Origin of the sequence: Agriterribacter humi (assembly GCF_009192765.1) — a bacterium.
In the GTDB taxonomy this organism is placed as follows: Bacteria; Bacteroidota; Bacteroidia; order Chitinophagales; family Chitinophagaceae; genus Agriterribacter; species Agriterribacter humi.
The window spans coordinates 213,442-232,691 of the sequence record NZ_VOHQ01000003.1; the positions used below are offsets into that span (position 1 = coordinate 213,442).

The 19,250-nt window shown below is 40.6% G+C and carries 13 protein-coding genes; 7 read left to right on the plus strand and 6 right to left on the minus strand.

The annotated features are described in order from the left end of the window. Positions 1-191 precede the first annotated feature (191 nt). Entirely contained in the window at positions 192-2,381 is a 2,190-nt protein-coding gene (locus FRX45_RS07350) for a hypothetical protein (protein WP_152267760.1), read from the plus strand. 411 nt (positions 2,382-2,792) lie between these two features. Here FRX45_RS07350 and FRX45_RS07355 read toward each other — a convergent pair whose 3' ends face one another. After that, positions 2,793-3,434, minus strand: a complete 642-nt coding sequence (locus FRX45_RS07355; protein WP_152267761.1) for an MBL fold metallo-hydrolase — start codon at positions 3,432-3,434, stop codon at positions 2,793-2,795. Positions 3,435-3,488: 54 nt separating this feature from the next. On the opposite strand from FRX45_RS07355, the gene FRX45_RS07360 reads away from it, so the two are divergent. Next, positions 3,489-6,881 carry a hypothetical protein gene (locus tag FRX45_RS07360; protein WP_226805065.1) on the plus strand — a complete coding sequence of 1,131 codons (3,393 nt, stop codon included), beginning with the start codon at positions 3,489-3,491 and terminating at the stop codon, positions 6,879-6,881. 63 nt (positions 6,882-6,944) lie between these two features. On the opposite strand, the gene FRX45_RS07365 is transcribed toward FRX45_RS07360, so the two are convergent. From FRX45_RS07365 to FRX45_RS07385, 5 genes are read right to left on the minus strand one after another with little or no spacing between them, the layout of a single operon-like run. Then, positions 6,945-7,598 carry a DUF1361 domain-containing protein gene (locus tag FRX45_RS07365; protein WP_152267762.1) on the minus strand — a complete coding sequence of 218 codons (654 nt, stop codon included), beginning with the start codon at positions 7,596-7,598 and terminating at the stop codon, positions 6,945-6,947. Beyond that, complete coding sequence (locus FRX45_RS07370; protein WP_152267763.1) at positions 7,595-7,960, minus strand: diacylglycerol kinase family protein; 366 nt, start codon at positions 7,958-7,960, stop codon at positions 7,595-7,597. Before FRX45_RS07370 ends, FRX45_RS07365 begins: the two co-directional genes overlap by 4 nt. Before the next feature lie 14 nt (positions 7,961-7,974). Continuing rightward, the gene (creD, locus tag FRX45_RS07375) at positions 7,975-9,288 is read right to left on the minus strand and encodes a cell envelope integrity protein CreD (RefSeq protein WP_152267764.1); all 1,314 of its coding nucleotides are present in this window, start codon (positions 9,286-9,288) and stop codon (positions 7,975-7,977) included. Positions 9,289-9,340: 52 nt separating this feature from the next. Beyond that, the gene (locus FRX45_RS07380; RefSeq protein ID WP_152267765.1) at positions 9,341-9,640 is read right to left on the minus strand and encodes a winged helix-turn-helix domain-containing protein; all 300 of its coding nucleotides are present in this window, start codon (positions 9,638-9,640) and stop codon (positions 9,341-9,343) included. Positions 9,641-9,687: 47 nt separating this feature from the next. Next, a complete protein-coding gene (locus FRX45_RS07385) occupies positions 9,688-10,317 on the minus strand; it encodes a hypothetical protein (RefSeq protein WP_152267766.1) in 630 nt (209 codons plus the stop codon). 423 nt (positions 10,318-10,740) lie between these two features. On the opposite strand from FRX45_RS07385, the gene FRX45_RS07390 reads away from it, so the two are divergent. From FRX45_RS07390 to FRX45_RS07410, 5 genes are all read left to right on the plus strand, one after another. Next, positions 10,741-13,236 carry a DUF5686 family protein gene (locus FRX45_RS07390; RefSeq protein ID WP_152267767.1) on the plus strand — a complete coding sequence of 832 codons (2,496 nt, stop codon included), beginning with the start codon at positions 10,741-10,743 and terminating at the stop codon, positions 13,234-13,236. Between the two features lie 268 nt (positions 13,237-13,504). Then, a complete protein-coding gene (locus FRX45_RS07395; RefSeq protein WP_226805067.1) occupies positions 13,505-13,843 on the plus strand; it encodes a nucleotide pyrophosphohydrolase in 339 nt (112 codons plus the stop codon). Between the two features lie 135 nt (positions 13,844-13,978). Further along, on the plus strand, positions 13,979-14,608 hold the full coding sequence (locus FRX45_RS07400) for an RNA polymerase sigma-70 factor (protein ID WP_226805069.1): 630 nt from the start codon (positions 13,979-13,981) through the stop codon (positions 14,606-14,608). 101 nt (positions 14,609-14,709) lie between these two features. Continuing rightward, entirely contained in the window at positions 14,710-15,855 is a 1,146-nt protein-coding gene (locus tag FRX45_RS07405; protein ID WP_152267768.1) for a FecR family protein, read from the plus strand. Positions 15,856-15,974: 119 nt separating this feature from the next. Next, positions 15,975-19,247 carry a TonB-dependent receptor gene (locus FRX45_RS07410; RefSeq protein WP_152267769.1) on the plus strand — a complete coding sequence of 1,091 codons (3,273 nt, stop codon included), beginning with the start codon at positions 15,975-15,977 and terminating at the stop codon, positions 19,245-19,247. The last annotated feature ends 3 nt before the right edge of the window (positions 19,248-19,250 follow it).

A 19,250-nucleotide genomic window follows, 5' to 3' on the forward strand; every position in this document is an offset into this window, starting at 1 on the left:
CCGGCCGGCCATATGTCCCTCAAGGCCGGGATTATGAAATTGTTAACCCATTTCGCAGTTTGGCACTAAATTCTCTCTGATAACGTTAATGGGTTGAGTTATTGTCCTTCATTAAACAGGTGATATTTTTGCAAAATCCGGCAATAACCTCGTTCATCTAATAACCTTAATTTTGTAGCAGTTCAATATATATGTATAAGACAATATCTATACTCATCGCATTATTCCTTTTTTCAGAAGCTGCAACTGCCAATATTGATACTTTAAAAAAGAAAGTGAATATAGCCCGTGTCCGGTATCATGAAAATATTGAAAAGGAACAGCAACTGGCATTGCATTTTAATGGAGGGAACGGAGACTGGATCAATGCATCTGCAAATAAAGAGATAAATACACTGGTTACAAATGCATTAATAAAAGAAGTTGATATATTAAAGGATTCAATAGAATCGGGTACCCAGCTTGATCATAGATTAAAAGTAAAATACCTGAGCGGGTTGGAAAACCTCCTTAAAGGATTTAATGCGGGTTGGCGCAACAAAAGTTTTACTGCCGTTCTTGCCCGGGAATTACTGGAAAATTATAAAGCCTTAATGGCAGCCGATATTAAAAAGCAGGATATCCGCTCTATCGTTGAAAGCGCTTCTTACGAGGTGGGCAATATCAACATTAATGGAAGTGGAAGCGCTATGTATGAAAACCAGGGGTTTGAAGCATCCCGTATTATTTTATTCAGGAAATTCTGTCAAAAATATCCCGACAAAACCCTTTCTATGCTGGAACAGTACTACAATGTTCCTTTTGCCGACAGCCTTGTTAAAGCAACGGCACATCGAAATCCCAATCAGCTATATGATTATGCCGCCGCTACACGTACCCAGGCAGGTCGTTTGATAAGAAGAAACAGGGATTCGCTCGTTAAAGCTATTGTTGCTATCGCCAGCAGCAAAAGCGGGCAGCAATATTATCCCTTTCTCGATGAGATTGTACATGGACGTTTAACCATGCCCGATATATTTCATGCCATGGATGATAACCTGCTGTATTACCGTTTATTGGTTAAAACCCAGATTGGCTATGCAGAAAGGATGATCAAAAAAGATACTCCGCTGGCTCATGATAAACTATTGATTAAACTGCAGGACAGGGCCAAAAATGTATATATTGACCAGATTAACGCCCTGCATGATCTCCCGGATAATGCCCGGTTTAAAATTACCGATCCGCTTACACCGCAGGAATTGTATTACCTTATTGTTTTGGGTGAAGATGTAATGTATACTTCGAGTTATAAAGGCGTATTTAACCGCATGATGCAGCGCATGACCGTTCCTTCGGGCGATTCGTTACTGATGAGTGTGCGGTTTGATCGCTTTAAAAAATTCATCAGGCTGGCTGCTGGTTATAATAAGCTGGATGAATTTCTGCAAACGATGCCCGATAGCAATTCGCAGCGTTTAATGATGGCTTTTGTGCGGGGACTTGAAAAGAGCGGCACCCTTGAAGATGCAGTAGATGTTGCGGACTCGTATGGAAGCATTAAGAATCCACTGGTAAAAAAACTCATAGACCAGGAAATTGAAAAAAACCTCATACAGGCAAAAGAAACACAGGACAAAAGAGCCATCGTTATTTATGATATTTTACAAACCATTTTCCAGTCATCACAGGACAGCAGCATTGATGTTTCCGCAAAATTGAATATACCACCTGTATACAGGGTAAATTATAAAGATCTTTTAGACGACAGCGGACGCATTGTGCAACAGGTTTTCTTTTATGGCGACCAGGATGGTAAAGAATCGTATGCCAATTTTATGACCATGTTTACGGGGTCCGACTGGAAAGTAAAACGCAGTGCGGAATGGGTGGAAATAAAATCAACCAAAGGAAAACCGGTTTTTATTTATGCGAACCTGCCATTGGATTATGAAAAAGGACTGGACTCGGTTGCCCAAACACATTTGCACCAGTTTTTGGAAAAGAAGAATCTTAAACCGGGCATAACCATTCACAGAGGGCATAGCTATTGGGTAGGTTCAACCATCAGAAACCTCCCCCCCTCCTCAAAAATTGTAATCTTAGGCTCCTGTGGCGGGTTTCACAATCTCGACGATGTGTTGAGAACATGCCCTGATGCACATATTATTTCTTCAAAAGAGGTAGGCACAAGAGTTATTAATGAACCCATTTTGAAGGAAATAAATGACCATTTAAAGGAAGGCAAAGACATTGAATGGCTGCCTATATGGAAAGATTTAGCCGCTCAGTTTCCAACCGGTGAAGCTAAAGAGCGATTCGATAATTATATACCCCCTTATAAAAATCTGGGCGCTTTATTCATTAAAGCGTATACACGGCAAATGGGCAGTATGGAATGATGACCTCCCCTACTTTCCCTCTCCACGCAGCAGAGAGGGACGGTGCTTTATTACAATGTCGAGCAAAAAATCTTCCATTTCAACTATTGAATAAAATTGAACAATGCTGCAACTGACAAATGATTGGTAAGAAGTGAACGAATTTCCTTTGCGTCTTTTGCATGCGTTGCGCCCTTTGCGAGAAATAATCCGAAGCGAAATGCAATCAAGAGCGTGGTGAGAGGTGAAAAGAGAGAAGTGAAAGAAGGGGTATTCATTCAGTCGTTAGTAGTAACTCACCTGATACCTGATTGCTAATTGCAACAACGGATACTCCCTGCATCCTGAAAGTTGGAACCTTGTACCCGGCACACTGCAATCCGAATCCATCTCAAATCATCAACCTGCCTGTTGGCAGACAAGTTTCAAATTTTAAATCCCCGCGTATGGATTGTGCTTTTTTTCAAACCCAATGGTAGTATGTTCTCCATGACCGGAATATACGATCGTTTCATCGGGCAGAACAAAGAGCCTGCTGCGTATGCTGTTAAGCAGTTCATCATAATTACCGCCGGGTAAATCTGTGCGGCCAATGCTCATCCTGAACAGCACATCGCCGCCAATTACGAACTGTTGCTTTTTGCAATAAAAGATAACGCTGCCGGGTGAATGCCCTGGCGTAAAAAAAACCTCAAGGCTATCTTCACCCAATGATACCGTATCGTTTTCCCGTAAATACAGCACTTCACCTTTATAATTATCGAAAGGCAGGTTCCACATTAAACCGGAGGTGGGTGCATAGTCTAAAACCGGTTTCTCTTTTTCATGAAGGTGGAGCTTTAATCCGTATTTTTCTGCAATCCATTTATTGCCAAAAACGTGATCAAGATGGCAATGTGTGTTTAACAACAACTTAGGCGTTAAGGCGTTATTCTTTATAAAGGAAGCCAGTTCTTCCCGTTCCTCATCGTAATAGCATCCCGGATCAATTATAATACAATCTTTCTGTTCATTATACAGCAGATATGTATTCTCCTGTACAGGGCTAAATATGAAAACTTTAACAGCCAGCATAATGTTTTTTTGTACCTTAAAAACGCTAATTTTAATATAAGAATGCACGAAATTATGGGAATCTTACAGAACAGGCTACGGTACTATTTTGGAAACTTAACGTTGGTTGCTCTTTCTTTCATTATACAGCAGGAAGCATTCGCCCAGGTAAATTCGGTAGAATTCGGGAAAAACAGGGTACAGTATGAAAAATTTAAATGGCGGTATTATCAAACAAAAAACTTTAATGTATACTTTAGTCAAAACGGACTGGCATTGGGGAAATATGCTGCGCAATTGGCAGAAAAAGAATTGCCCGGACTGGAAGATTTTGTAGAATACGGGTCGCAGCGAAGGATCAATATTGTAATGTATAATAGCTTTAATGAACTGGAGCAATCCAATATAGGGTTGGGCATTGACTGGCAAAATACAGGCGGCGTTACCAAGTTTGTGAACAATAAAATGATCGTTTATTTTAATGGTGATCATGAAAATTTAAAAAAACAGATCCGGCAGGGAATCGCTAAAATATTACTTGAGAATTTATTATTTGGTGATGATCTGGGTGAATTTGCCAGCAACCAGGCATTGCTTGACTTACCTAAATGGCTAACCGAAGGATACATCATGTATGCTGCAGAGAACTGGAGCCCCGCTTTGGATGATAAATTAAAATCAGCCCTGCTTTCCGGTGAGTACAGAACCTTTTACCAGTTTGCATTCGATAAACCAGAGCTGGCAGGTCATGCTTTCTGGCGCTTTATTGCAGACAATTACAGGAAAGACAATGTTACCTATTTTCTTTACCTGGCAAGGATATACAAAAGCCTGAATTCGGCCAGCTTAAAGGTAACCAAGAAGAAGTTTAAAGAAGTATTGAACGAATTCATGGAAAAGGAGGCTGATAAATACTATAAGGATCTGAGAGGAAGGCGCAATGCTCCCAAGGGCAGCGTAGTAGCTTTGGAAGAAGTGAACAAGAACCTGGATTATTATCGCTTTCAGGCCAATCCCAATCCCCGCAACAGTACCTATGCCGTGGTGCGGTTTAAAAAAGGCATTTATCGCATTGAGCTGGAAGATTTTGGATTTAAAAGGAAAATTTTATTGAAATCGGGGGTGCTTGATAATCAAAATGAGATCAACCCCAACTACCCGCAACTGGCCTGGGATCCTAAAGGATCGAAACTGGTGGTAGTATATATGGAAAAGAATAAGCTGAAAATGTTTGTTTTTGACCTGGTAACAAGGCTCAAAAAATTTAAGCAGGAGCTGCCAGAAGAATTTGACCAGGTAACCGATGTAAAATACATGCTTGATGAGAATACACTTTTGTTCAGCGCAGTAAAAAATGGGTACTCCGATGTTTTTGTATACAAAATAAAGGAACAAACACTGGAGCAAATTACCAATGATGTGTATGATGATCTTGATCCTTCCTTTGTGGCATTTCCCAACAGAACAGGTATTATATTTTCTTCCAACCGTCCATCGGGCAATGCTGTTAACAGCGATACTGCTTTACCATCCAATAACCAATACAATATATTTTTAGTTGACAACTGGAACCGGAGTGAGTTCAGGCAGGTTTCGCAGCTTACCCATGTAAAATATGGTAATGCGCGTTACCCTATGCAGTATAATACCAACCATTTTACATTTGTAAATGATGAAATGGGGATCGCCAACCGGTATGCCGGATTTTTTACTACCCGTAAAGCAGGCGTGGATACGATATACAAAGTTGGCGATGAATTATTGCGCAACCCTACCACTGCCGATTTAGACTCCATACTACAGGTTTGGAACAAAAATGAACCCGATTCCATAGGCTATATGGCGGTTACCACCGATTCGGCCTATGCCTTTCCTATAACCAATTACCAGAGCGGACTACAGGAAACCAGGATAGCAGGCGATGGCGGACAAGTGTCGGAAGTACGGCAGGAGGGTGATCTTAAAATGTTGTATAAACTTAAAGTAAATGAGGATGCGCTGAAGAGAAGAAATATAAATGTGCGGCCTACGGAATACATGAAGAAAGTAATAGAGGACGATAAGGTTGTAAAAGGCGCAGCTACCATTTATCAGCCGGTTGACAGCACCCCGAGTGAAGGCGATATTTTTCAAAGTGAATTTGAAGAGGAGAAAAAGGATAGTACAGTTGAAGGCCGGGTAATGGATGTAAACGATCAGCCCGTAGATGAAACGGTACTTTCGCAGGCCAAGCTATATGATTACAGGTTGAAGTTTGCAACGGAATATTCCGTTTCAGGTTTCAACAATTCCGTATTAATGACGCGCTGGCAACCTTATGGCGGTGGCGGCGGGCCTATCTATCTTACAAACGGGAGCTCTAATTTAAATGGCATTGTAAGAATTGGAGTTTCTGATCTTTTTGAAGATATCAAATTCATAGGCGGGTTCCGTTTGGGGCTTAATCTTGATGATAAAGATGTGCTGTTTAGTTTTTATAATATGCGCAAAAGATTAGACTGGGGACTTACCTACTATCGTTCAACGGTAACAAATTTCCCTTTTTATAAAGCAGATGATTTTCCCCTGAGCGCCTTAGAGAATAAATTGTATTCCAATATTTACCAGGTGAATGTTTCTTATCCCTGGGATAAAGTAAGAAGCCTTCGTGCAAATGTAGCTTTGCGTACCGACAGGGTAGCGATCAGAACCAATGTTAATTACCCTCCTGCATTAGCGATTAAGGATACCGTAAAAAATTCGATACTTACTCATTTTGAATACGTGCATGATAACAGCATCAACCCCGCATTAAATATCTGGAATGGGTTGCGGTATAAAATCTATACCGACATTAATACTGATCTAACAAAACAAAAACAAGGGAAATTTACGTTTAATGTAGGTACGGATATCCGTTATTACTATCCCATTTACCGCAATTTTATATGGGCCGGCCGCGGCGCTGTGGATATTTCATGGGGTAGTCAGAAAATACTATATTATCTCGGTGGTACCGATAGCTGGATTTCTCCCAAGTTCAACGATGCAAACCAGCCTGCGCAGGATCAAACATATGCTTATCAATCGCTGGCGGTTAACCTCAGGGGTTACAGGCAAAATGCTGCCAATGGTAATAATGCGGTAGTCATCAACAGCGAATTCAGACTTCCTGTTTTTACTACTTTATTAAGCCGTCCAATAAACAATGCTTTCTTAAGGAATTTCCAGTTGGTTCAGTTCATTGATCTGGGAACCGCATGGAATGGAGCTTACGACAAAATCGGCCGGCCATCGGCAACTTATGGCTTCCCTCCTGTTCAGGTAACTTTTAAGAGTAGTGGCGTAGGTCCTTTTGTGGGAGGATATGGTTTTGGAGTGAGAAGCACTTTGTTGGGCTACTTTTTGAGAGTGGATGCCGGCTGGCCCATGAGCGGCTTCTTTAATGGTAAACCAATGTGGTATTTTTCTTTGGGTCTGGATTTTTAAGTGAGTAGTGAGTGGTAAGTGGGCTCTTCCACCTCTCACCATTCACAAACATTTCATTTTGCCTTATTCCTTACTCGTGGTAATCGCCTGTTTAAAACTTTTAATCGTTAAATAGCAGGTCATCATCAGCACCGAAAAAATAAAGGTTACGCCCCAGGTGCGCAGGTTGTCTTCGGGGTTTAATGCGATGTATTTTACATCTCTCATAATATCATGCGGGTTGGCTACTATATCCCAGCTATTCCAGCGCAGGTAACGGCCGGCGTAAACGCCAAAGGCACAAAGTACCATAAAAAGCCATACAGTTCCATTTACTATTTTGGGCTTAAACTGTGTTAATAAAAATCTTTCAACATTCAGCAAGGAAATAAAGCCCAGCAGCAAACCATTCCATGATGCCCAGAACAATATTACCAGGTCGTACCACAAAGGGACGGGAGGCCGGTGTTGCAGATGAAAAAAATCTGTGATGATATAGGGCGCATTGGGAAAGAAAATGAGCCATGCAAATACCACGGCATATGGTATCCATTTGCGAGCAGTTTTCTTTGCATACAGTATCTTGCTGAATGCAAAAGGTACCCATGCCAAAAAAAGATTCCATACAAGAAATGTGCCGTATACTTCCCTGCTATAGGCTATTCTTGCGCCGATCATTAACAATGTAAACAAAAGCGACAGGTAAATCATTCCCGTTATGGTTTGTATTTTTTTCATATCCAATTTTGAAAAAATGAAATAATTTTTGGTAAAAAAATAATAGCGCCGGCCATTACACTGCCAAGAGCGGCCAATAATACCGCTCCGGCGGCTATGTCTTTTATAATTTTAATTTGCGGGTGATAACCGGGATGCACTACATCACACCATTTTTCTATAGCAGTGTTTATCATTTCAAGTGTTAGCACCACCATTATGCAAAGCACAACAACCAGCCATTCCATAGCATCAATTTGAAACACCCATCCCAGGATTACCGCTATTATTGCCGCGCACAGTTGGATCTGCCCGTTTGTTTCGTTCCTGAAAAAAGTAGCGATGCCCGTCAAGGCATATTGCAGGGATTGAATGAATTTCATGAGCTGTATTTACTTTAAATGTACCAGTTTATTTTTCGCGAATAGTACATCACTACGGCCAATACTATAAATAAGCCTATGCTTCCAAAAAGCAAAGCACCATCCTGGAGTTGCAGCAATATAAAAATGAATGTATACAATGTGGTAAGCATAACGCCAAACAGTATTGCAATCTTCCACTTATGAAATATGCTTTTTGTATAAAGGGTAATGAGTGCAACTGTTGCTGCAGCCGCTATGCTGTATGCTATATTAAACCGGATGTATTCAGAAATGGATAGCAATAAAGTGTAGAAAATGCTTAATGCCAGTCCCACCAGTACATATTGAATGGGATGAACAGTTCTTTTTTGCAATATTTCAAGAAAAAAATACAGTCCAAACGTAAGTGCGATGAAAAGGATGGCATATTTAACGGAGCGCATTGTCTTTGAATAAGAATCAACCGGCTGCAAAAGCGTAATGCCGAACCGTGAATCCGCTATATTATAGTTGCCGTCTTTCCAGCATTGGGGATAGTTGCGGTTTAAATGCTGCACCTTCCATTCAGCACTGAAACCCTTTTCAGTTATTTGCGGTGTAGTTACAGGCAAAAAACTGCCATCAAAAGAAGGGTTAGTCCATGCTGAAGTAAAATGTACATCAGTGGTTTTACCCACAGGGGTGAAAGACAAATTTTCGGAGCCCCGTAAATGCAACTGCAGTTTAAAGGTATTTGATTTTGCAAGATCATTATCATTTAATGCAACAGGAGTGTGCAATCCGTTTTTAATGATGTGATCATCCGGCATCCCTGCATTAAAAATATGGCTGCTATCATTCCATGAAAGGCTTAACTGGTCTTCAATGCCCCTGAAATCATTCAACCCGATGCAAACAAATGCTTCGTGCATTTGTAAATCCTCCTTTGCAATTTGTAGTCCTTCAGTTTGTATGGGGCTAAAATAACCCTCTATCTGCATGTTTGCCCGGTATACAACGATGTTGTATATACTTCTGTGCCTTATCTCAGGTTCCAATACCCCATTTATCTTTAACTGGTCGGGTAAAAAGTAAGCATACTTTTTATACACTGTTGTTTTTCCATCTTCCGATTGAATGCTTTCCCTGTAAGGTATTACCAGCATCGGACCGGTGAATGTTTGTTCCGTTGCCCATTTAGCACTTACTTCTTTGGCAACGGTTTCCTGGCGGTCCGCTCTTTCACTTACCAGGTTCATGATAAATAAAGTGGGTATAAGCATAATAAGTATCAGGCCGGCTACTATAATACCTTTAATGGTAAGCCTGTTGGACGATAGAAAATGGGATGTGCTTGTCGTATCCATGATTTTATTTTTTAAAAGCGCTTTGAAATTCAAAGTATATTAAGAAAAAAAATTACTCTATTAATTTGATCATTTGCCCCAAACCTTCTAAGTGCTGCTTAAATGCTTTCTCTCCATTTTTAGTAACTGCATAGGTGGTATTGGTTTTTCTGCCTATAAACCCTTTTTGCACTTTAATATATTCATTTTCTTCCAGGGTTTTTAAATGGGATGCCAGGTTACCGTCGGTAACGCCTATGATTTCTTTTAACTGGTTAAAATTAAGATCTTCATTCACCATAAGTGAACTCATAATGCCTAACCGTATGCGGCTGTCAAATATTTTATTTAAATTTTCTATCGGATTTTTCATTCCATTTTTTTAAAGACATGAAGCAGCGCGAAAATGCCCTGTATCCTTTATCTTTTCTTATCATATTTCCACCACATTGCAGCGCCATATACAATATGCAATATGCCAAATCCAAGGGTCCAGAAAACTAAACTAAGTTCAGGAAACCAGCAACTGGTCAATCCCAATACGATTTGTGCATATCCTAGATACCTAACCTCTCCCAGGGTATACTTACTGGCATTTACAAGGGCTATTCCATAAAACAAAAGGCATCCCGGAGCGATCATTCCAAAATACCCCAGTTCTGTTATGCGCAGTAAAAATACCCCTCCGGCAAATAAGGGGATGCAAAAATTCAGTATTAATCTTTTGGTGGCGGTACTCCAGACGGGAATATTGTTTTTTTTACTTTTTATGTAGGTAAACAAAAAAGCGGTTATTATGGCCGAACTTAATGTTAGCAAGGCAATAATAAAGAGTTTATATCTCATAATATTGTTAATCGTCAGGCTCCCGTAATCGTAGCTTTCCGGCTCATTCCCAGAAATAACCTGGTGGGCAAACCAGGCGCCGGCTAAAGCGCAAATGCCTGCGGCCACACCGCTTAATCCACTCAAACTGATAAAACGGCTGCTGCGCTCCATCATTTGTTTTATATCTTTTAAGGTATGCAGTGCGGGATGTTCTTGCTCCATAAAAAGTACTTTGAAATTCAAAGTAACTAATAAAAACTGGTATCTGCAAACTTTTTTATAATTATTTGTTATTTGATATTATTGTCGCTGGCACCTGCGCAACGTTTTAAGCAAAAAGGCTATCAAGTTTGAAAAGTTCAGAATGCTTATTCGTTTATACTACTCTTAAAACCAGGCAAATGATGTCTGTATGTTATCGTGAAAAGTGAGAGACTGCCTCCGTCCGACTGGTGTCATCCGGGCGGGCGACTGAACCCCGCCTGAATGATTCTTTCGGGCTGGCATTCAGACGGGGGATAAAGGTGAAAGAAGTGTTTCACTTCTCACGTTTCACATTTGACACAGCAGGGGGCTTCTTAACGCAATTCTAAATATATAAAACTATTGTACGTTATACATTGCAGTGTGTTTACTTTTGTGCATATGGGCTGGAAAAGGCTGATTATTAGTAGCATCGTATTTTTGTCCGTTTTTACATTCAGTGCTTCGGCGCAGGTTAAAAAGATATCCGGGCATATCCAGGATTCGCACAGTGAAGAGCGGATACCTTTTGCATCGCTTGAGTTCAAAAACACCACCATCGGCGCCCTGAGCGACTCCGCAGGCAATTTTTCCTTTACCCTTTCCCATTGGCCTTCCGATACACTTATGGTTACTTTTGTTGGTTTTGAAGACTATGCTTTACCTATAGATACTACGCTGGAAGAAATACAGGTGATCATTGAAATGGAGAGAGGGAAGAGCAATGCGGAAGTGATCATAAAAAGCAAGATCGGCAAAGGAATGATCATGTGGCGTAAAATCGTACAGCATAAACAATTCAATGACCGTGCAAGATTTGATAATTTTTCCTACGAATTATACAATAAGCTTGAGGCTGATCTCAACGATGCCGCCAATAACAAGCTGATCAGGTTCCCGCTGCTGAAACCCTTTAAATCTGTTATTTATAAAAATATTGACTCAACAAGCGAAACCAAGCCCATTTTGCCACTCTATTTAACCGAATCGCTTTCGGATTATTATTATCAAAGAAGACCTCAAAAAACAAGAGAGGAATTTAAGGCCGTTAAAACCATGGGATTTAATAACCCAAGCATAAGCAAAATGCTGGGTGGCATGTATCAGAATGTAAATGTGTATAAAAACTTTATACCGGTTTTTGATAAGGATTTTGTTAGTCCCATCAGCGATTACGGCTCTGCTTACTATTATTACCGCGTTCCTGATACACAGTATATAGGCGGAAGACGGTTCTTCCATTTTTTGTTTACACCCAAACACAAAGGCGAAAATACTTTTATAGGCGATGCATGGATAGCCGACTCATCGTATGCGGTAATGAAAATGAATCTTCGTGTTTCGGAACTGGCCAACCTGAATTTTGTTGAAAAGCTGGATCTTGTCCAGGAATACCAGTTGATCAATGATTCCGTATGGTTTTTGTCGAAGGATAAATTTGTGGCTGACTTTATTTTTTTAGATAAAAATCGTTTGAATTTTATTGGAAGAAAAACCAGCACTTATCGCAATATATTAGTCAATGATACATCGGTAACAAACGCACTGCAAAAAAATAAGCTGAGAGAAGAAGTGGTGGTATCCGATTCGGCATCCAAACACTCCGATGCTTATTGGCAGGGCGCACGCCACGAGCAATTAACAAAAACCGAGAAAGGCATTTATAAGATGATTGATACCCTTATGGAAATGCCCAGCTTTCAACGGTTTACAGACCTGGTATATTTTATTGGCACAGGGTATAAAAATGTAGGAAATTATGAAATTGGCCCGTGGTATAACTGGGTTACGGCCAATGCTTATGAAGGTTTGAGGTTACGGTTTGATTTGGGAACCAATACAGGATTTAATAAAAAAATTTATCTCACTGGTTACCTGGCCTATGGTTTTGCTGATCAAAAATGGAAAGGCAGGTTCCAGAGTTTATACCTGTTTAACAAGTCGCCGCGCTCCACATTAATGGCCTCTTTCATTAATGATATTGATAACGGACAGGTTTATTACGATGAGGTGGGAAGCGATAATTTATTTGCCATTGCCTTAAGAAAGCCCAATGTGCCGCTCAGGTATATGAAAATAGAGCAGGAAAAGCTGGAGTATTTTAAGGAATGGAACAGTGGCTTTTCGGTTACACTAAATGGAATGCGCAGGCGGTCTAGCCCATTGTCCAATCTTCCTTTAAAAGATAGTTTTCCTACAGCAAATGGCGGCGAGTCTCTAAATAGCTTTGAAATGGGGATTAAACTGAGATTTGCTTACTTAGAGAAATTTTTAGACGGCAATTTTTACCGGATCAGTATTGGCAGTGATTACCCGATTGTGGAAGCGCATTATTCAAAAGGCATATCCGGAGTATTGGGCAGCAGCTATAATTATCACAAATTGGGTGGTAGTGTTTCAGACTACAAAAAAATATCACCATTCGGTAGTATTTATTACAATGCGTATGCAGGTAAAGTATTCGGTACTCTGCCCTATACCCTGCTTGAAATTCCCCCCGGAAATAATTTATGGTATTACAATAAATACGCTTTCAACATGATGACCCGGTATGAGTATTTAACAGACTGGTATGCGGGTATAAACGTAGAACACAATATTGGTAATGGTTTATTTCGTTTTATTCCTTTAACAAGGATGTTGAAGTTCAGGCAGTTTTGGAGCGCTAAAGTGTTGTGGGGTGATATAAGCCAGGCCAATAAAGAATATAATTTTGACAATGTGGAGAATGGATTTAAAAGTCTTGAAGGCAAACCCTATATGGAAATCGGAACAGGGGTTGATAATATTTTTAAGATATTCCGGCTTGATTTTATCTGGAAAGTATTGCCCCGTCCTTTGCCTGAAAAAACATTCGATCGCTTTGGCATATTTGGGAGTTTCAGGGTAGTATTTTAGAAAAGTTTATGGTTTGTGGCTTATAGCTTGTAACAGAGCGGATTTGAAATTTTTGAGATTGATTCGGGTTGCAGGTTCCAGGTCTCAGGTTCCAGGTGTAGGTATCAGAATAACTACTAACGATAGAATAAATACTCCTTTCGCTTCTCTCTTTTCACCTCTCACTTTCACCTGGAGTTCCGTTCCGAACGCTTGGTTCTTGTCTTCGAATTTCGAAATTCAGGCTTCGGATTTACATTCAATATCTTTGTTCTTTAATAAATCCTTTATGGAAATAACATTACAGCAGGCCCAGCAACAGGTAGACGACTGGATAAAAACAACAGGCGTACGCTATTTTGGCGAGCTCACCAACCTGGGGATATTAATGGAAGAAGTAGGAGAACTGTCGCGGTTGATGGTTCGCTTATACGGAGAGCAGTCGTTTAAAGAAAGCGATAAAGGAAAGGATTTGTCTGATGAGATGGCAGATGTATTATGGGTATTGCTCTGCCTGGCCAATCAAACCGGGGTTGACCTAACCACTGCCCTGCAAAAGAATTTTGAAAAGAAAAACATACGCGATGCCCAAAGGCATAAACTAAATGATAAGCTGAAGGATAGCTGATTCTTTTCTTGAATCTCCAGCGATCCTAATACATATATACAGTTTTTTGTGCGGTTAAGAATCAGTGTTCAATTGGCTGCTGTGCAGCATATACAGTAACTATATTGTCATTTAGTTATAATTTTCTATTGTTGTGTGCCCATTGAGGCGATTGCTTTTATGGAAAGCGGAAATGATATTACAAATGCATCTGTGCAGTTAATGCAACAGATTGCTGCCGGAAATGAGCAGTCGTTCAGGCAATTGTACAACTTTTATTATAAGAAGCTGTTCTATTTTGCTTTTGCGATTGTAAAAATCAAAGAAGCCGCGGAAGAAATTGTGGAAGATGTTTTTATTAAAATATGGAGCATAAGGCAAAGCCTTGCCGGCATACATAATATTAAAGTGTATTTGTACACTGCAACAAAAAACACATCGCTCAACTTCCTGGCTAAAAAAGCAAAAGAAAATCTTACACAGCCTTTTGATTGTATTAATATTGACCTGGCAGAAATCAACTCTCCTGAAGCATTGATGATCACAGCAGAACTTCACAAAAAAATTCAGCATGCCATTGATGAACTTCCTCCCCGTTGTAAAATTATATTTAAGCTGGTACGGGAAGACAAGCTGAAGTATAAAGAAGTGGCTGAAATACTTAATATTTCAGTAAATACAATTGACGCGCAGATGGCCATTGCGATAAAAAAAATAATGTCCGGACTTCGTTCAGAGATTGATTATCCCCTCATTCGCGCCAAAGGATTAAAACCCAAAGAGTAGCTTCATCACTATAACGCTTTACCTGCGCTTTCAGAAAATTTATTTTTTCTTTTAGTAGATGTGTTTTATTTACCTGTCTTATTAATCACAGACCATACCTCATGCAGCAGGATAGCCGGTTATACCTATTAGTGGCCCGTAAATTGGCGGGGGAAGCAACAGAGGAGGAACTGCGCGACTTGCAGGGGCTTCTGGGGGAGCATTTTGATAATGAATATATATATGAAATGCTTTCTGCTTACTGGAAACAGGAACCCGATGCTTTGTCACCGGATGACGATAATTCACAGGAAGTTTTTAATCGTATTATCAGTTCTGCTGTTCATGCACCCGAGCATTTACCAGAACCGGAAATACAGCATGAATATGCTTACGACAACTTATTTATTCCGTTGCGCCGCAAGCCATGGAAAAAATGGATGTATGCTGCCGCTATAATAGCGGCAGGAGGCGCATTATGGATATATGCGTTCTCAGCGAAGCCAACCAACAACCATCATCTTCAGGGAAAGCAAACAAATGAAGTGATAGCTGAAAAGGGCAGCAGGTCAACCATAATAATTCTGCCAGACGGATCAAAAGTATGGCTGAATGCCGATAGCAGGCTTACTTACCATAACACCTTTAACAGCCGTATAAGAGAAGTTGAATTGGAAGGGGAAGCATTTTTTGATGTGGTAAAAGATAGCGGTCGTCCGTTTATAGTGCATACCTCCGGCATTGACGTTAAAGTATTAGGCACATCCTTCAATGTAAAATCCTATCCCGGAGATGCTACAATTGAAGCAACACTGATCAGGGGTATGGTTGAAATAGCACAAAAAAATGATCCTTCGGCGCCTAAAATTATTCTTCGTCCTCATGAAAAACTGGTATTTAATAAAGAAATAAATAGCCGTACGCAGCCTGCGGTTGCCAGTACCACAGCTAAAAAGAAAACATATACAACAGAGCGGAACATCGCAGTGGCGTCATTGCCTGGAAATAAGGCCGACAGCCTGATGTCTGAAACTTCATGGAGGTATAATAAACTCATTTTTGAAGGAGACAGTTTCAGGCAATTGGCCGATAAAATGGAAAGATGGTATGATGTGAAGATCAATATCCGGGGTGAAAAATTACTGCATTACCGGTTTAAGGGCATTTTTGAGAATGAAACGATACAACAGGCTTTGCTGGCTTTGCAACTCACCAATAATTTTCAATATAAAATCAACGGGAATGAAATAGAAATATTCAAAAAGTAATTTTTTAAAACGAAGAGCGGGAAATGCACGAACATTCCCCGCCCGGGTAATACAGGAACGCTTATACGCACTGGCATGTGGTAAGGTTTCCTATTTTATTAACCTTAAAGCATAAATGTATGAAAAAAAACAGGGCTCCGCGAAGCTATGCAACTGTTCCTTCCCTTATTAAATTGCTGATAGTTATGAAACTGTCTTTTTTGATGATCATACTTAGTTTTAGCCATTTGCAGGCCAAAGTGTATAGTCAGGGAAATATTACCCTTACACTTCAAAAAACAGCGATTGCCAAAGTTATTCACAAAATTGAAAAAGAGGGGCAGTTCAGATTTTTATATAATTATGATCTGACGGACCTGAAGAAAAAAATTGACATTAAGGTGGTTAATGCCTCGCTTGATGAAACATTGGCAACACTATTTTCCAATACAGATCTCACTTATAAACTATTGGATAATAACCTGGTGGTGGTATTATCGGCCACCATGCAAAACCAGCCTGTACGCATCACCGGTAGAGTAAACGGAGCCAATAGTGAGCCCCTGGCAGGAGTTACAGTGCAGATTAAAAATACTACCACCGGAACGGCTACGGATAACAATGGCAGCTATTCCATTACTGCCGAAGAAAATGCCGTATTGATATTCTCGTATATAGGATATAACGATTTGGAAATGGAAGTAAAGGGCAGGAATGTAATAGATGTACAATTAACGCCATCGGAAAAACAATTAGACCAGATTATAGTGGTAGGATATGGAAGCCAGAGTAAAAAGAATATAACAGGAGCCGTTTCTACTGTTTCTGCTAAAGACATTGCTGACCGTCCGATTATTAATGCCGCTCAGGCCATACAGGGTAAAGCCGCAGGTGTGCAGGTGGTGCAGCCTTCGGGCAAGCCGGGTGTTGGGATGACCGTTCGCATACGTGGCGCCAATTCTATCAGTGCGGGAAACGATCCGCTGTATGTAGTAGATGGTGTGCCTACTACAGACATCAGTTCTATCAATCCCACCGATATTGAAACCATGTCTATTTTAAAAGATGCTTCTTCGGCTGCTATATATGGCGCAAGGGCAGCCAATGGTGTAGTATTGATTACCACAAAAAAAGGAAGTGGTAAAAAAATGAAACTGGGATTGAATGCCTATGTGGGGTTTTCCAAACCTACGCATACATTGGATGTATTAAACGGAAAACAATACCAGGCATTAATCAATGAAGCATATAACGATAATATAATTACGGATGAGGTGGTAGCCGCAAACAATGTTAATTGGCCTGATGAGGTTTTTCGCACAGGCGTGGAACAAAATTATCAGCTATCCCTTTCAGGTGGCACGGATAAGTTCAGACAATATTTTTCTTTAGGATATATGGATCAAACCGGGATGATCAAACCGGCTTATTTTAAACGATTTACCGGGCGCGCTAATTTAACGCACAAAACAACTTCCTGGTTAACGCTTTCCACCAACCTTAGTTTTTCCAACGCAGTAAGCCGGGATGTGACGGATAATGCAAGTTCATCCCGGGGCGGTGTTGTATTATCAGCGCTTACCACGCCTTTTACTGTTCCCAAATATGCTCCTGATGGCACAATAGGCATTAATCCCAATTCGGGCTGGGAAAATCCCCTTGGCACTATTGATGGTTCTGAATCACATGCCAGGGACAATCGTTTTCTTGGAAATTTCAGTGCTGAAATAAGACTGATGCCCGGGCTAACATTCAAATCCCTTCTAGGACTGGATTATACAGACGGATATAATTATAATATCCTCGACCCGTTTCTTACCATTTACGGCCGCCAGCAGGAAGGTACTGCCGGACGAACAAAATCAAAAGAAACGGTATGGCTAACAGAACAAACACTCACCTACACAAAGCGGTTGGGATTACATAATTTTTCAGCGTTGGCTGGCTTTACCACGCAAACATCCCGGTACGATCCTTCAAGCATTAATACCGGCAAGTTTGGACGCGACACAGCCGCCAAGGGCATTGATTATATTTTATCGCATTCGCGCAACAAACCCGATACCACCGGGTATGCAACAGAATGGGGATTGGTGTCGGGCATAGCGCGCATAACCTACGATTACGATAGCCGTTATTTATTTACCGGCAATCTTCGCGCGGATGCTTCTTCAAAGTTTCCTGAAAACAACAGAACGGGTATATTCCCGTCATTCTCTGCCGGCTGGCGCATTTCTTCCGAAAGTTTTTTTGAAAACGTAAACAATGTCCAGGAGTTGAAATTGCGTGCAGGATGGGGTATGAACGGAAACCAGGAAGGCATTGGTAATTATGATTACATGAAACGGTATTATAAAAACCCGGTTACGGGCGATCTTACACTTGTTAATTTTGCTAATCCCAGCCTTACATGGGAAAAAACAACTTCTGTAAATGTAGGACTGGATGTAACATTCTTAGATTCCCGTATTGCAGTTACAGCAGACTGGTACCAGAAAAAAACCAAAGATGTGCTGGTGCGTATGCCTATTCCCACTACTTCGGGGTTGGATTATATTTCGTTAAATGTGGGCGACATGGAGAACAAAGGATTTGAGTTCAATATTTCAACCCAAAATATAAAAGGTAAAAGCTGGAACTGGAATACCGATTTCAATATGGGCTTCAACCGGAATAAAGTGTTGAACCTCGGCGATGATCCGAATGTGCAAATACCCGCAGGAGATATTTATCAGCGGGGCAATGCTTCTTTGGTGAAGGCCGGTTATCCTTTGGGTTCTTTTTACGGGTACGTGGCAACCGGTATTGATCCGCAAACAGGCAATGTGATGTATGAAGACAGGGATAAAAATGAGGAGATCAATCCCGGCGACCGTACTTTTATCGGGAATGCACAACCCGACTTTATTTATGGCATGACCAATACGGTAACTTTCAAAAACTTTGATCTTTCTGTTTTTTTCCAGGGATCACAGGGTAACCAGATATTTAATGGGGCAAGAATAGAAACGGAGGGCATGTATGATTCCCGCAATCAAACAACCACCGTATTAAACAGGTGGAAAAATCCCGGCGATATTACAGATGTTCCCAAAGCAATTCGCAATGATGTTGCTAATACGTATATTTCAAACCGGTTCTTAGAAGATGGTTCGTATTTGCGCCTGAAAGCCATTACGCTTTCCTATCGTCTCAACAGTGATTTTCTCAGGCGAATGGCGATCAGCAATGCCTCGTTATATGTAACCGGTCAGAATGTTTTAACCTTCACCAAATACACCGGCTTCGATCCTGAAGTAAGTACTTATGGAAATGATGGTAACAGCAATGTAAAAAATATTGCGCAGGGAATTGATTATGGCGCGTATCCGCAGTCTAAGGCATTTATTATTGGACTGAATGTAACATTTTAGAAT

What these genes read in the sequence shown, in the direction of transcription:
- FRX45_RS07350 (WP_152267760.1), top strand. Translation starts at nt 192, where the DNA reads ATGTATAAGACAATATCTATACTCATCGCATTATTCCTTTTTTCAGAA.
- FRX45_RS07355 (WP_152267761.1), bottom strand. Translation starts at nt 3,434, where the DNA reads ATGCTGGCTGTTAAAGTTTTCATATTTAGCCCTGTACAGGAGAATACA.
- FRX45_RS07360 (WP_226805065.1), top strand. Translation starts at nt 3,489, where the DNA reads ATGGGAATCTTACAGAACAGGCTACGGTACTATTTTGGAAACTTAACG.
- FRX45_RS07365 (WP_152267762.1), bottom strand. Translation starts at nt 7,598, where the DNA reads ATGAAAAAAATACAAACCATAACGGGAATGATTTACCTGTCGCTTTTG.
- FRX45_RS07370 (WP_152267763.1), bottom strand. Translation starts at nt 7,960, where the DNA reads ATGAAATTCATTCAATCCCTGCAATATGCCTTGACGGGCATCGCTACT.
- creD (WP_152267764.1), bottom strand. Translation starts at nt 9,288, where the DNA reads ATGGATACGACAAGCACATCCCATTTTCTATCGTCCAACAGGCTTACC.
- FRX45_RS07380 (WP_152267765.1), bottom strand. Translation starts at nt 9,640, where the DNA reads ATGAAAAATCCGATAGAAAATTTAAATAAAATATTTGACAGCCGCATA.
- FRX45_RS07385 (WP_152267766.1), bottom strand. Translation starts at nt 10,317, where the DNA reads ATGGAGCAAGAACATCCCGCACTGCATACCTTAAAAGATATAAAACAA.
- FRX45_RS07390 (WP_152267767.1), top strand. Translation starts at nt 10,741, where the DNA reads ATGGGCTGGAAAAGGCTGATTATTAGTAGCATCGTATTTTTGTCCGTT.
- FRX45_RS07395 (WP_226805067.1), top strand. Translation starts at nt 13,505, where the DNA reads ATGGAAATAACATTACAGCAGGCCCAGCAACAGGTAGACGACTGGATA.
- FRX45_RS07405 (WP_152267768.1), top strand. Translation starts at nt 14,710, where the DNA reads ATGCAGCAGGATAGCCGGTTATACCTATTAGTGGCCCGTAAATTGGCG.
- FRX45_RS07410 (WP_152267769.1), top strand. Translation starts at nt 15,975, where the DNA reads ATGAAAAAAAACAGGGCTCCGCGAAGCTATGCAACTGTTCCTTCCCTT.